General features: G+C 75.5%; 11 protein-coding genes. 3 read left to right on the plus strand and 8 right to left on the minus strand.

Annotation, left to right across the window (positions count from 1 at the left end; genetic code table 11):
- Positions 1-91: 91 nt before the first annotated feature.
- Entirely contained in the window at positions 92-2680 is a 2589-nt protein-coding gene (locus tag ACPXCB_RS03280) for a putative bifunctional diguanylate cyclase/phosphodiesterase (protein WP_425871995.1), read from the minus strand.
- Between the two features lie 172 nt (positions 2681-2852).
- The gene (gene ligA, locus ACPXCB_RS03285) at positions 2853-4988 is read right to left on the minus strand and encodes an NAD-dependent DNA ligase LigA (RefSeq protein WP_425871997.1); all 2136 of its coding nucleotides are present in this window, start codon (positions 4986-4988) and stop codon (positions 2853-2855) included.
- 199 nt (positions 4989-5187) lie between these two features.
- Here ligA and ACPXCB_RS03290 point away from each other — a divergent pair, with 199 nt between their 5' ends.
- Positions 5188-5718, plus strand: a complete 531-nt coding sequence (locus tag ACPXCB_RS03290; RefSeq protein ID WP_425871998.1) for a type II toxin-antitoxin system PemK/MazF family toxin — start codon at positions 5188-5190, stop codon at positions 5716-5718.
- 160 nt (positions 5719-5878) lie between these two features.
- On the opposite strand, the gene ACPXCB_RS03295 is transcribed toward ACPXCB_RS03290, so the two are convergent.
- The 6 genes from ACPXCB_RS03295 to ACPXCB_RS03320 all read right to left on the minus strand — a co-directional run bounded on the left by ACPXCB_RS03295 (position 5879) and on the right by ACPXCB_RS03320 (position 12050).
- Entirely contained in the window at positions 5879-6880 is a 1002-nt protein-coding gene (locus tag ACPXCB_RS03295) for an ADP-ribosylglycohydrolase family protein (protein WP_425872000.1), read from the minus strand.
- Positions 6881-7001: 121 nt separating this feature from the next.
- A complete protein-coding gene (locus ACPXCB_RS03300; RefSeq protein WP_425872001.1) occupies positions 7002-8006 on the minus strand; it encodes a methionine synthase in 1005 nt (334 codons plus the stop codon).
- A gap of 100 nt (positions 8007-8106) precedes the next feature.
- Complete coding sequence (mnmA, locus tag ACPXCB_RS03305) at positions 8107-9180, minus strand: tRNA 2-thiouridine(34) synthase MnmA (RefSeq protein ID WP_425872003.1); 1074 nt, start codon at positions 9178-9180, stop codon at positions 8107-8109.
- Between the two features lie 88 nt (positions 9181-9268).
- Positions 9269-10444 carry a cysteine desulfurase family protein gene (locus ACPXCB_RS03310; RefSeq protein ID WP_425872005.1) on the minus strand — a complete coding sequence of 392 codons (1176 nt, stop codon included), beginning with the start codon at positions 10442-10444 and terminating at the stop codon, positions 9269-9271.
- 122 nt (positions 10445-10566) lie between these two features.
- Positions 10567-11223 carry a class F sortase gene (locus ACPXCB_RS03315; RefSeq protein WP_425872007.1) on the minus strand — a complete coding sequence of 219 codons (657 nt, stop codon included), beginning with the start codon at positions 11221-11223 and terminating at the stop codon, positions 10567-10569.
- Positions 11220-12050, minus strand: coding sequence for a DUF4397 domain-containing protein (locus ACPXCB_RS03320; protein ID WP_425872009.1), 831 nt, complete (start codon positions 12048-12050; stop codon positions 11220-11222). Before ACPXCB_RS03320 ends, ACPXCB_RS03315 begins: the two co-directional genes overlap by 4 nt.
- Positions 12051-12277: 227 nt before the next feature.
- Here ACPXCB_RS03320 and ACPXCB_RS03325 point away from each other — a divergent pair, with 227 nt between their 5' ends.
- Together ACPXCB_RS03325 and ACPXCB_RS03330 are read left to right on the plus strand one after the other, a co-directional pair.
- Positions 12278-12880 carry an RNA polymerase sigma factor gene (locus ACPXCB_RS03325; RefSeq protein WP_425872011.1) on the plus strand — a complete coding sequence of 201 codons (603 nt, stop codon included), beginning with the start codon at positions 12278-12280 and terminating at the stop codon, positions 12878-12880.
- Positions 12834-13619 (plus strand): anti-sigma factor, encoded by a 786-nt coding sequence (locus ACPXCB_RS03330; RefSeq protein WP_425872012.1) that lies wholly within the window; start codon positions 12834-12836, stop codon positions 13617-13619. Before ACPXCB_RS03325 ends, ACPXCB_RS03330 begins: the two co-directional genes overlap by 47 nt.
- Positions 13620-13632: the final 13 nt, after the last annotated feature.

Below are 13632 nucleotides of genomic sequence, written 5' to 3' on the forward strand. Positions count from 1 at the left end.
GCCCACGCCACCGGACCGCCGGCCGGGGACACGACGCGACCGACGCGGCGGGGCGTCGTGTGCCGACGGCCGCGCCGCGCGGGCCGGCGATTCAGCGGGCGTGCCGGCGGGGAATCTCCGCGTCGGGGCTGGGCGTCGGGCGGACCGGCCGGTAGCGGGCCAGCCAACCGACCAGCTCCTCGGCCGGCATCGGGCGGGCGTAGAACCAGCCCTGTGCCGCGTCGCAGCCCGCCGCGTGCAGCATGCGCCAGGTGCGCTCGTCCTCGACGCCCTCGGCGACCACTCGCAGCCCGAGCGCCTTCGCCAGCTCGATCGTCGACTTGACGATCGCCGCGTCGTCGGCGTCCTCGACCATTCCCAGCACGAAGGAGCGGTCCACCTTCACCTCGGACAGTGGCAGCCGCCGCAGGTGCTGGAGGGAGGAGTAGCCGGTGCCGAAGTCGTCCAGGGAGATGCCCACGCCGATCCGGTGCAGCCGGGTGATGGTGGCCAGCACCCGACGCGGGTCGGCCATCAGGGCGCCCTCGGTGATCTCCAGTTGCAGCCGCTGCGGCGGCACGCCGTACCGGGCGAGCCGGTCGGCGATCTGATCGGCGATCTCCCCGGTGTGCAGGTCCCGCACGCTGACGTTGAGCGCCGCCGGCAGGCCCATCCCGGCGGCCGACCACTTGGCGAGCTGTTCCACCACGTCGTCCACCACCCGGCGGGTGAGCAGCCGCATCACCGCGCTCTGCTCGGCGACCCGGATCAGCTCCTCCGGGTCCACCATCCCCCGGCGGGGGTGCCGCCAGCGCAGCAGCGCCTCCACGCCGACCACCTCGCCGGTCGCGATGGCGACCTGCGGCTGGTAGTACATGGTGATCTCGCCCGCGTCGGCGGCCGCAGCGGTGTCCGCGTCGCGCCGGCCGGCCGCGTCGTGCCGGGCACCGCGCCGGCCCGTCGGGGCCCGGTCGCCGCCGCGGTCCCCCGCGCCGTCGTCGCCGGGCGCTCCCTGCCGGCGTACGACCGCGCCGCCCTGCCCGCCGGGGTGCCCGGCGCCGTTGCGGCGGCCGGGACCGTCGCCCCGGTCGGGGCCGGTCTCCCCCGCCGCCAACGTCCGTCGGCGGATCGGGTCCGCGGCCGTCACGATCCGGTTGATCAGCTCGTCGCCGGGCGGCGGACCGGGCCGCTGCCGGCGGCGGCGCAGCCACCAACGGCCGGAGCCGGACGTGAGGCCGGCGACGTCGGCCGGGAGTTCGGCCCCGTCCCCGCCCCGCGCGCCGCCGGCCCGCCCGTCACCCGGCAGCCGGCCGCCCGGCGTCGGTCCCGCCGGGACGGCCACCGCCCCGTCGTCCGGGGCGCCGGCACCGTCCCCGGCGGGCCGGGCGGCCGCGGGACGGCCCGCCTCCAGCACCCGGCGCAGGTCCGCGAGCAGACCGAGCCGCTCGGCGGAGTTGTGGTCGGACTCGGCCGCGTAGACCGCCACGGTGTCGTTGCGGTGCTTGGCGTCGTACATCGCCACGTCGGCGTGGCGCATCAGGGTCGCGAAGTCCTCGCCGTGCTCCGGGAAGAGCGCGATGCCGATCGAGCCGCCCACGTCGAGCGGCAACCCGTCCAGCGACACCGGCTCGGCCAGCGCCCGGACCACCCGGCCGGCGAGCTCCCGGGCCTCGTCGACGTCGGCCAGGCCGGTCATCACGATGGCGAACTCGTCCCCGCCCAGCCGGGCGACCATGCCCTCGCCGACCACGTCGGTCAGCCGCGCGCTCACCTCGACCAGCAGCCGGTCCCCCACCGCGTGCCCGAGCGCGTCGTTGACGTTCTTGAACCGGTCGAGGTCGATCAGGAGCAGGGCCAGCCGGGCGGCGGGCTCGCCGCGGGCCACCCGTTCGGAGTGCACGTGCACCTGCTCGCCGACCTCGGCCAGCAACGCCTTGCGGTTGGGCAGGCCGGTGAGCGGGTCCAGGGAGGCGAGCTGCTGCTGCTCGACGCTGAGCCGCGCCATCCGGTAGACGGCGAACAGCGGCACCAGCACCAGCGGGATCAGCGCTGCGCTGGCCCGCGCCGCCGCGACCAGCACCGGAGCGAGCAGCAGCAACGAGCCGGTGGAGAGCAGCTCGAAGCCCAGCCCCTGCCGCAGGCTGGGCCACCACCGGTCGCCGAAGCGCAGCCGGACGGCCGCGCTGACCAGCGCGTAGTTGACGGCGAACCAGGCCACCGTCGCGCCGCCCACCGCCAACACGTCCGTGCCGCGCAGCCGGCCGTCGTCGAAGATGCTCCCGGGCCCCAGCCAGGTGACCGCGTACGCGGCGCCCAGGGCTGCCGCGTACTGGGCGGCGTTGAAGGCGGTCCGCCACGGGGCGTGGCCCATCCGCCAGCCGGAGACGACGACGGCCACCGCCTGCACCAGGACCGCCGGGCCGAACCCCCAGCCGAGCAGGATGGCGAACGTGAAGCAGGTGGACGGGAAGACCGCGGAGGTCTGCCGGCGCCCGGGCGGGACGAACGGGCGCGCGTCACAGCCGACGGCCAGGGCCGCCATCACCCAGAACGCCGCCGGCAGTCGCGGTAGTTCGGCCGGGAGGTCGAGCAGCGGGCGTACGCAGAGCACCGCCGCCAGCGCGGCCACCGACCAGACGAAGGCGAAGAACGGGCGTGCCCGGCCAGGAGGAACGGAGTTTCGCGAGTCCGCGGACTCCATCACACCTCCCGAGGGCTCGGTCCACGGGCGTGACCGGTCGCACGCCGTGCCACCAATGAAACGCCCTCCGTGTCGTAATGCCCGGCACGACAGTCGCGAATCGGTCGTAGTCGTAATTAAGTTGGTATCTCGACCTGCCCCGGCCGGGTCGGTGGCCGCTTCCGCCCGGTCGTCACTCCTCGGTGCGGGCGACCTCGCGGGCGGCCTCCGGGCCGGCGTCGAGCAGCACCCGGAAGCCGTCCTCGTCCAGCACCGGCAGCTTGAGGCTGGCCGCCTTGTCGGCCTTCGAGCCGGGATTCTCGCCCACCACGACGAAGGACGTCTTCTTGGAGACGGACCCGCTCACCTTGCCGCCCCGGCTCTGGATCGCCTCGGACGCCTGGTCACGGCTGAACCCGGGCAGCGTGCCGGTCACCACGACGGTGAGCCCCTCCAGGGGACGCGGCCCCTCGTCGACCGCCTCCTCCGCCATCCGTACGCCGGCCTCGCGCCACTTACGGACCACCTCGCGGTGCCAGTCGACGGCGAACCACTCCCGGATGCTCGCCGCGATCGTCGGCCCGACGCCGTCGACCGAGGAGAGCTCCTCCTCACCGGCCCGGTCGATCGCCTCGATGGAGCGGAAGTGCCGGGCGAGCGCCTGCGCGGCGGTGGGGCCGACGTGCCGGATGGACAGGCCCACCAGCACCCGCCACAGGTCGCGTTCCCTGGCCACGGCCAGGTTGTCCAGCAGCTTGACGGCGTTGCTGCCGAGCGTGCCGTCCTTGTTGACGAAGAAGGGCGAGCGGGACAGCTGCTTCTCGTCCAACGAGAACAGGTCGCCCTCGTCGGTGATGACCTCCGCGTCGAGCAGCGCCGCCGCGCCCTTGTGGCCGAGCGCCTCGATGTCGAACACCTTGCGGCCGGCGAGGTGGTAGACCCGCTCGCGCAGCTGACCGGGGCAGGTGCGCGAGTTGGGGCAGCGGATGTCGACGTCCGCTTCCTTCGCCGGGGCGAGCGGCGTGCCGCAGGCCGGGCAGGTGGTGGGCATGACGAACGGCCGGGCGTCGGCGGGACGCAGGTCGACCACCGGGCCGAGCACCTCGGGGATGACGTCGCCGGCCTTGCGCAGCACCACGGTGTCGCCGATCAGGACGCCCTTGCGTTCGACCTCCCGGGCGTTGTGCAGGGTGGCGTAGGCGACGGTGGAGCCGGCCACCTTGACCGGTTGGAGGACGGCGCGCGGCGTGACCCGGCCGGTGCGTCCGACCTCGACGTCGATGTCGAGCAGCTTCGTGTTCACCTCCTCCGGCGGGTACTTGAAGGCGATCGCCCAGCGCGGCGCCCGGCTGGTCGAGCCGAGCCGCCCCTGGATGGAGACCGGGTCGACCTTGACCACCACGCCGTCGATCTCGTGCTCGACGTCGTGCCGGTGCTCGGCGTAGTGGGCGATGTATTCCGCGACACCGGCCAGGTCGGGCACCACCCGCCAGCGGTCACTGGTCGGCAGCCCCCACGCCTGCAACGCCGCGTAGGACTCGGACTGCGTGACCGGCTGGAAGCCGCGGCGGGCGCCGATGCCGTGCACCACCAGGCGTAGCGGCCGGGAGGCGGTGACCCGCGGGTCCTTCTGGCGCAGGCTGCCGGCGGCGGCGTTGCGCGGGTTGGCGAACGGCGGCTTGCCCTGCTCGACCAGCCCGGCGTTGAGGTCGGCGAAGGCCGCCACCGGGAAGTAGATCTCGCCCCGGACCTCGACGAACTCGGGCACGTCGCCGAACTCGGCCGACGTGGCGAGTTGGCCCGGCACGTCGCGGATGCTGCGCACGTTGGCGGTGACGTCCTCGCCGGTGCGGCCGTCGCCCCGGGTCGCCGCCCGGACCAGCCGCCCGCGCTCATAGGTGAGGTTGATGGCGAGCCCGTCGACCTTCAGCTCGCACAGGTAGGGCACCGACCCGCCCGCGTCGCGCTCGACCCGCTCGGCCCAGGCCGCCAGCTCCTCGTCGGCGAAGGCGTTGTCGAGTGAGAGCATCCGCTCGGCGTGGGCGACGGGGGTGAAGTCGGTGGAGAAGGTGCCGCCGACCCGCTGCGTCGGCGACTCGGGGGTGCGCAGCGCCGGGAACTTCTCCTCCAGCGCCTCCAGCTCCCGCAGCTGCCGGTCGAACTCGGCGTCGGGGATGGTCGGTGCGTCCAGCACGTAGTAGCGGTACTGGTGCTCCGTCAGCTCCTGGCTGAGCGTGGCGTGCCGTTCCCGGGCATCGGGGGTCGGTTCGGCGCCGGCCGCCGCCTCCTGTGCCGGAGTGACCTGCTGGGCAATGGTTTCCTCGGACACCGTGCGACCTCCCGTGATTCCGCTACCTCGGCACCGTATCGGTCCGGTGGGACAATCCGCCGGCCACCCGTCGCGCCCGATCGGCGCGGGGGCCCCGGCCGTGCGAGGATCGCCGGACGGCGGGGCCGCGGGGGCGGATCCGCTCCGCCGTCGAACCCGCGGCGTCCGCGCCGCGCCCACTGACCAGGCGGGGGTAGGGATGCCGGAATGGCTGCTCTGGGCGGCGGCGATCGTGCTGGCCGTGGCCGCCGGCTGGGCGTGGAACGAGCGACGGCGGGGCGGCCGTGACGCCGCTCCGCGTCCGCCCCGCCGATCGGGCACCCGGCCCGGCCGCCGGACGCCGTCGGGCGGTCCCGGCCGGTCCACCGCGCCGCCCCGACCGCGTACCGCCGAACGGTCTTCCGCCGGGGCGCCGCGTGCCGGCGAAATCTGGTGGGCCGACGTGCCGTACGCCGACGGCACCGGCTCGAAGGTGCGGCCCTGCCTGGTGCTGCGGACCGACGGCGGGGGTGCCGACGTCCTGAAGATCACCAGTCAGGACAAGAGCACCCGGGACGACCACGTCCGCATCCCGACCCGCGAGTGGGACCCCGACGCCGACCACGACAGCTTCGTCGACCTGGCCGAGCCGGCGCACGTCCCGCTCGCCGACTTCTCCCGCCGTGCCGGCGACTGCGACCCCGCCCTGTGGCGGCGCATCCGCCGCCTCCCCCACCTGCCGGGCGCCTGACCCGCGCCGAGCGGACCGCCGTGCCGGGTGCCTGACCGCGTGGGAGCGGGCGACCGTGCCGGGTGCCTGACCCGCGTTGGGGCGTGGCCGCCGCGACGGTGGCGGCCCGCCGTCCCGGGCCGGCCGCACCGCCGGTGCCACCCGCCCGGGACTTCGCGGGTCAGTCCCAGGCCCGGGCCAGGGTGGTCAGCTGGTCGGCGTACTCGATGCGGGCGGCCCACGGGGCGGGCCAGGCCGCCATGCCCAGCGCGGTGCCGACGAAGGCGCCGGCCAGCGCGGCGATCGAGTCGGAGTCGCCGGCGGTGGTGGCGCCCCGGGCCAGCGCCGCCACCGGGTCGTCGGCGTGCCTGATCGCGCAGAACAGGGCCGTGGCCAGCGCCTCCTCGGCGATCCAGCCCTCGCCGGTGTGCCGGCACGGGTCGCCGCCGTCGTCCGGGCCGGCGAGCGCGGCGTCGAGGCGGCCGAGGACCGCGAGGCACTCGTCCCAGCCCCGGGCGATGAAGTCCTCCGGCGCGTCCACGCCGGGGCGCTGCCACAGGTCGCCGAGCCAGTCGGCGCGGTAGACCCGCCGCTGGTCGCTGGCCCGGTCGACGAGCAGCCGGGGCAGCTCCGCCAGCGCCGCGCCGTCGCGCAGCAGCCGCACCGCGTACGCGGTCAGCTCGCTGGCCGCGAGGCCGGTCGGGTGGCCGTGGGTCAGCCCCGCCTGGAGCTGGGCCAGCCCGGCGAGGGTGTCGAGGTCGACGTCGACCAGGCCGACCGGGGTGACCCGCATGTTGGCCCCGCAGCCCTTCGAGCCGGCCACCGTCGCCTCCTGCCAGCGCACCCCGCGCTCCAGTTCGGCGCAGGCGCGCAGGCAGGTCATGCCCGGCGCCCGGTTGTTCTCCGGGCTGGCCGCCCAGTCGAGGAAACGCCTCCGCAGCAGCGGCTCGACCGCCTCCGGGGTCGGCGCCGGCGCGTCGTGCAGCGCCCAGCCGACCGCCAGCGCCATCTGCGTGTCGTCGGTCACCAGCGCCGGGTCACCGGCGAGGTCGCGCGGGCCGGCTGGCCCGTAGCGGCGAACGATCTCGGCGACGGTCAGGAACTCGGTCGGCTTGCCCAGCGCGTCACCGTAGGCGAGGCCGAAGAGGGAGCCGGCGGCCCGCCGGAGCGAGGTGTCGATCATTCCCGCGATCATGCCGCCCGCCCGCAACCCGCACCACTCGGCGCCGTCACCGGCACCCGCGTGACGGGTCCGGTTCAGTCGGAGAAGACCAGGCAGAAGGGTGACCGGCCGACGGCAAACGTCAGTCCTCGGCGAGCCGCCGACCCGCGTCCCGGCAGGCGGCGAGCACCGCGCGCGCGTACTGCCCGGTGGCGCTGGCGAGGCCGCAGGCCGGGGTCACCACGACCTGCTCGGCGAGCTGGCGGCGGGGGAACCCGAGGCGGTCCCAGAGCTGGCGTACGCGATCGGCGACCTGCGCCGAGGTCGGCGCGCGACCGGCGGCCGACGGCCTGGTGGGCACGGCGCCGGCCAGCAGCCCGAGCCCCGCGTCGATCGCCTCGCCCAGCGGATCCAGGTCGGTGACGAGGCCGAGGTCGAGGGCCACGCCGACGGCGCCCGTCGAGCGGATCAGCTCCAGCGGCACGTCCGGCGCGCAGCAGTGCACCACGGTCGGCACCCCGGCCGCCTCGACGACCGTACGCAGCAGCGACGCGGCGACGATCGGATCCACGGCCCGGTACGCGCCGAGCCCGCTCTCGGTGGGCACCCGCCCGGCGAGCACCGTCGGCAGCGACGGCTCGTCGAGCTGGAGCAGCACGGTGGCGCGCGGCAGCCGGTGGGCGACCGCCGCCACGTGCCCGCGCAGCCCCTCGGCGAGCGAGTTGGTGAGATCGCGCACCGCGCCGGGATCGCGCAGCATCCGACCGCCGATCGGCAGTTCCAGGGACGCGGCCAGGGTCAACGGGCCGCCGACCTGGATCTTGACCGGCCCCGCGTACTCCTCGGCCTGCTCGGCGAGCTGGTCGAGGTCGCGTTCCATCAGGTCGCGGGCGCGGCGCACGTCCCGTCCCGGGCGCGGCGCGATCCGCCAGCGGGCGGCGTACAACTCCACCGGCAGCTCGACCAGCAGGCCGGCGGTCCGGCCGATGAGGTCGGCGCCGGGGCCCCGGCCCGGCAGCTCCGGCAGGTGGGGCAGGGCGGGAAGCTCCCCGAGGACGATCCGCTGCGCCTCGGCGATGTCGGTGCCGGGAAGCGAACCGATGCCGGTCGCCGCGCCGGCCGGCCAGGGCCACACCTGATCTGTCACGGCCGAAGACTATCCGGTACGCGGACGCCCACCGCGCGGCCGCTCGGGACCGGACCGGGGCGCCCTGCCGACGCCCGCGCCGGACGCACCCGGTCCCGGGTCAGCCGGCGATGGTGGCGGAGCCGAGCACGACGTCGCCGGCCGGGTCCGGCCGGTACGCCACGACGGCCTGGCCGGCGGCGACCCCACGGACGGGGCGGCGCAGCTCGGCGCGCAGCCCGTCGGCGGTCAGCTCGACCGTCGCCGGCACCACGTCCCCGTGCGCCCGCAGCTGCACCTCGCACTCCAGCGGCGCGTCGGGGCGCGGGCCGCCCGTCCACACCGGACGCTCGGCGCGTACCCGGGAGACCTCCAGCGCCTCGGCCGGGCCCACGGTCACGGTGTTGGTCTTCGGCGTGATGGAGAGCACGTAGCGGGGCCGGCCGTCCGGCGCCGGGCGGTCCAGGTGCAGGCCGCGTCGCTGCCCGACCGTGTACGCGTACGCGCCGGTATGGCTGCCGACCACGGCGCCGGTGGCGGCGTCCACCACCTCGCCGGGCGCCTCGCCGAGCCGCTCGGCGAGGAAGCCGCGGGTGTCCCCGTCGGCGATGAAACAGATGTCGTGCGAGTCCGGCTTGTCGGCCACCGCCAGCCCCCGCCGCGCGGCCTCCTCGCGGACCTGCGCCTTCGTCGAGTCCCCGAGCGGGAAGATCGACCGGTCCAGCTGCTCGCGGGTGAGCACCGCCAGCACGTACGACTGGTCCTTGGGCAGGTCGACGCTGCGACGCAGCAGGCCGTCCGCGCCGAGCCGGGCATGGTGGCCGGTGACCACGGCGTCGAAGCCCAGGGCCACGGCCCGGTCCAGCACCGCGGCGAACTTGATCTTCTCATTGCAGCGCAGGCAGGGATTGGGCGTACGGCCGGCCGCGTACTCGGCGACGAAGTCGTCCACCACCTCGGCGTGGAAGCGGTCGGCCAGGTCCCAGACGTAGAACGGGATGCCGATGACGTCCGCGGCCCGTCGGGCGTCCCGGGAGTCCTCCAGGGTGCAGCAGCCGCGCGCGCCCGTGCGGTAGGTCTGCGGGTTGCGGGCCAGCGCCAGGTGCACGCCGGTCACGTCGTGTCCCGCCTCGACGGCCCGCGCCGCCGCGACCGCCGAGTCGACCCCGCCCGACATCGCCGCCAACACCCTCACCGGCTCACTCCCTTCACCCCACCGACCCTATCCCCGCCCCACCCCCACCCACCCCGCCCACCCCGTCCTCCCGCCACGCTGAGGGGCGTCAGCGGGGGGTGCGGAGGGCGGCGGCGCGGCGGGCGCGCTCGACGGCGGCCGGGAGGGCGGCGATGAGGGCGTCGACGTCGGCGGGGGTGCTGGTGTGGCCGAGGGTGAAGCGCAGCGAGGAGCGGGCGCGGTCGTCGTCGGCGCCCATGGCGAGCAGCACGTGTGAGGGCTGGGCCACCCCGGCGGAGCAGGCGGAGCCGGTCGAACAGGCGATGCCCTGCGCGTCGAGCAGGAGCAGCAGGGCGTCGCCCTCGCAGCCCGGGAAGGAGAAGTGCGCGTTGCCCGGCAGCCGGTCGTTCGGGTCGCCGTTGAAGACGACCTCGGGCACCGCGTGCCGGACCCGCTCCACCAGGTCGTCGCGGAGCGCGGCGACGCGGGCCGCGTACTCCTGCTGGCCCTTGACCGCCGCCTCCACGGCGACCGCGAAGGCCACGATGCCGGCGGTGTCGAGGGTGCCGGAGCGTACGTCGCGCTCCTGGCCGCCGCCGTGCAGCAGCGGGGTGGCCGACACGTCGCGGGCGAGCAGCAGGGCGCCGACCCCGGCGGGACCGCCGAGCTTGTGCCCGGTGACGGTCAGCGCGGCGACCCCGGCGGCGGAGAAGTCGACCGGCACCTGCCCGACCGCCTGGATCGCGTCGGTGTGGAACGGCACCCCGTGCTCGGCGGCGACCGCGGCCAGCTCGGCGACCGGCTGCACGGTGCCGACCTCGTTGTTGGCCCACATCGCGGTCACCACCGCGACCCGGTCGCCGTGGGCGGTCAGCTCGGCGCGCAGCTCGTCGGGGCTGAGCCGGCCGTCGGCGTCGGCGGAGAGCCAGCCCACGCCGGCCCCCTCGTGGTCGACGAGCCAGTCCACCACGTCGAGCACGGCGTGGTGCTCGACGGCGCTGGAGACCACCCGGTCCCGCCGGGGGTCGACGGACCGGCGGGCCCAGAAGATGCCCTTCACCGCGAGGTTGTCGCTCTCGGTCCCGCCGCCGGTGAAGACGACCTCGGAGGGCCGGGCGCCCAGCGCGGCGGCCACCCGCTCCCGCGACTCCTCCACCCGCCGCCGGGCACGGCGGCCCGCCGCGTGCAGTGAGGACGCGTTGCCGACCTCGCGGGCGGTGGCGACGTACGCCTCCAGTGCCTCGTCGAGCATCGGAGTGGTCGCCGCGTGATCCAGGTAAGCCATCACGGTTCAGCCTACGACCGGAGCCGGACCCGGCGGAGGCCGGAGTACGCCGTGCGGGGGCCGGGGGCGGGAGGCGTGCGCCCCCGTCCCCGGCCCGCGCCCGCGTCGACCCGGCGATCCGGTCAGGCCGGCACGGCGGTGACCACGATGTTGTCGCGGTACCGGCGTGCCTCGGCGTCGAACGGCCCGCCGCAGGTGATCAGGGTCAGCCGGGGCTTGCCGTCCCGGGCGAAGTAGCGGTCGAGGGGGATCTTCGTCTTCCGGTACTCCTCCCGGGCGACGACCCGGTACTCCCTGCGGACGCCGTCGCCGCCGGTGGCGGTGAGGGTGTCGCCGCGGTCCAGTTCCCGGAGCCGGAAGAAGGCGCCCTCGCCCTGGGTGGCGCTGTCCACGTGCCCAGCGACGACCACCGACCCGGCCTGCGCCTCCAGCCCGGGGCCGTGGCGGTACCAGCCGATCCGGTCCACGCTGGGCGGCACCTCGAACTCGCCGGTCGCGCCGTTGACGCCCACCGCGTCGACCGTGGCGGTGACGTCGATGGCCGGGATGACCAGCCGTACGGGCGGGACGGTCCGCGTACCGCCGGGCAGTCCGCCCCGGGTCACCGGCACCGACGGGCCGGCGGCCGGCGGGCTCGCGGCGGCGCCGGCCAGGTCGGCGGCCTCGGTCGCGCCGACGTTCCCGGCCGGCCGGGAGCCGCAGGCGACCACGGTCGCGACGGTGAGCGCGGCGACGCCGGCGGCCACGGCCGCCAGCGCCCCGCGGTGGCGCACCTTCACCGGCGACCGGTCCGGGCGGTGGCCACCCGCGCCCCGCCGCCGACCAGGAGCAGCACGCCAGCGCCGGTCAGCACGTACCACCAGGTGTCGACGCCGGTGCCGGCCCGGCCGCCGTCGCCGCTGGGCACCCCGGCCGGGGCCGAGTGCAGGCCCGTGATGGTCTGCGCCACGACGCCGAGGTTCTTCGCCTCGGCCGAGCCGATGGCGTACACGATCGTCGCGGTGCCCTCCTTGAGGTCGAGGTCCGCCGGCCCGATCGCCACGGTGTCGGTGCCGGCGAGCACCACGTCGGCCTTGACGGCGCCCGCGTCGACGTCGCCCTTGGCCTCGTTCGGGTTGGTGAGGTCCTCGAAGACGGGGGTGCCGCCGGCACGCACGTCCACCGCCGGGGCGGCGGCGGTGTGCCGGACGATCAGCCGGGCCTTGCCGGCGGCGACCTTGCCGGTGTCGTTGACGAACGGCGTGATCTTCGGCTTGCCGGCGGCGTCGAGGTGGGCGGCGATGCTGATGTTGGCGCCGCCCGGCACCGCGGCGTCGTCGACGCTGAGGATGGCCTGGGCGATCGGCTCGCCGGGCTTGGTGAGGGCGATGTCGTACGCGCCCTCCTCGAGGTTCAGCGGGCCGGCCACGTCGCCGGGCTTGAAGTTGTCCAGCGTCTTCTCGCCGTTGACGTACACGTCGACCGGGGTGTCCGGGATGCCGTGCACGACGGAGACCTTGGACGAGGCGGCGTACGCGGGAGTGGCGGTGAGGGCGCCGGCTCCGGCGAACGTCAGCGCGGCGACCGCGCCGCCCGCGGCGACCCGACGGAAGTACGAGAGCTGCATGTCTGCCTCCTGGTGATTGGTGCTGGTTCGTCAGGCCTGGTTGCAAAACGAGTTACGCCCGGTCCACCGCCGCCGGATGCGACCGGAGACAACTTCTTTTCGTCCGGCGGAGCCGCATCCGAGAGCCGCCCGCAGAGCGAAGAGCTGCTGAGACCAGACCGACCGGAGTGGGGGCGATGGCTGTGGGAGCTACAGTCGGGCATGCCCCCTGGAAGGCGAGCCGCCCTGTGACAGCGGCACGGCAGGAGCCGTACCCACCCGAGGACGACCTCGCCGCGCGCTTCCGTGCGGGCGACGAACGGGCACTGCGGGAGGCGTACGACCGGTACGGCCGGGCGGTCCTGCACCTGGCCACCAGCACGTTGGCCAACCGCAGCGACGCGGAGGACGTGACCCAGACCACCTTCGTCGCCGCCTGGCTGGGGCGGGACACCTTCGACCCGGCCAAGGGCTCGCTGGTCGGCTGGCTGCTCGGCATCGGCCGCCGCAAGGTGATCGACCGGCTGCGGGCCTCCGCGCGGGAGACCCGGGTGGTGGAGACGGTCCGGCAGCTGCCGGAGTCGGCACCGACCGGCCCGGATCCGGACACGGTGGTCGACCGGCTGGTGGTCGCCGACGAGCTGGCCCGACTGCCCGACGACCAGCGGCGGATGCTGGAGTTGGCGTTCTTCGACGACCTGACCCACCAGCAGATCGCGACGGTGACCGGGGTGCCGCTTGGCACGGTCAAGAGTCACATCCGGCGCGGCATGGCGAGCTTGAAACGCAGATGGGAGGTGGACGGTGCCGCACCTGGACCACGACCGGCTGGTCTTCCTGGCGCTCGGTGAGACCGAGGCGGACGCCGGAGAGAACACCCACCTCGACACCTGCGCGCACTGCCGGGCCGAGATGGAGACCCTCCAGCACGTGGCCGGACTCGGCGCCGGCGCCCAGGGCCTGCACGACCTGCCCGATCCGCCGGAGCACGTCTGGCAGGGCATCGTCACGGAGATCCGCGCGGCGCAGACCCTCCCGGCGCTGCCCGGGCCGCGCGCCGAGCGGTCGCCCGACGAGCGCCCCTCGGGCGGCCAGCCGTCCGACCGGTCGGGCGGGGTGCTCCTCGCGCCGCGGCGTGGGCGCTGGTCGCGCTGGGCCGTGACCGCCGCGACGGCGGTGGCCGCCGCCGCGATCGGGGTCGTCGGCACCGTCGCCGTGCTCGACGCGACCGGGCCGACGCCGGAGCCCACCCCACGGCGGGTTCTGCTGGCCAGCGCGCCGCTGAAGGCGTACGGCAAGACGCCGCCGGACGCCAACGGCGAGGCCCGGGTCTTCGACGACGGCCGGCTGCATCTGCACGTGGCGAATCTCCCGGACGTCCCGGGGTACTACGAGGTATGGCTCATCGACCCGCGGACCATGAAGATGTTCTCGGTCGGCGTGCTCGGCGACGCGACGGACGAGTTGCTGCCGTTGCCGCCGAACGTGGATCTTGAGGCATACTCGGTTGTCGACGTCTCCGCCGAGACGTACGACAACAACACCGCCCACTCCGGCAAGAGCCTGGTGAGGGGCACCCTGACGGGCTGATCGGCGGGCCGGC

Origin of the sequence: Micromonospora sp. DT62 (assembly GCF_049847285.1) — a bacterium.
Lineage (GTDB): Bacteria > Actinomycetota > Actinomycetes > Mycobacteriales > Micromonosporaceae > Micromonospora > Micromonospora reichwaldensis.

Bases quoted from the DNA above. Each gene is read 5' to 3' on its own strand.
- ACPXCB_RS03280 (WP_425871995.1), bottom strand. From the start codon at position 2,680: ATGGAGTCCGCGGACTCGCGAAACTCCGTTCCTCCTGGCCGGGCACGC.
- ACPXCB_RS03290 (WP_425871998.1), top strand. From the start codon at position 5,188: ATGCCGGAATGGCTGCTCTGGGCGGCGGCGATCGTGCTGGCCGTGGCC.
- ACPXCB_RS03295 (WP_425872000.1), bottom strand. From the start codon at position 6,880: ATGATCGACACCTCGCTCCGGCGGGCCGCCGGCTCCCTCTTCGGCCTC.
- ACPXCB_RS03310 (WP_425872005.1), bottom strand. From the start codon at position 10,444: ATGGCTTACCTGGATCACGCGGCGACCACTCCGATGCTCGACGAGGCA.
- ACPXCB_RS03320 (WP_425872009.1), bottom strand. From the start codon at position 12,050: ATGCAGCTCTCGTACTTCCGTCGGGTCGCCGCGGGCGGCGCGGTCGCC.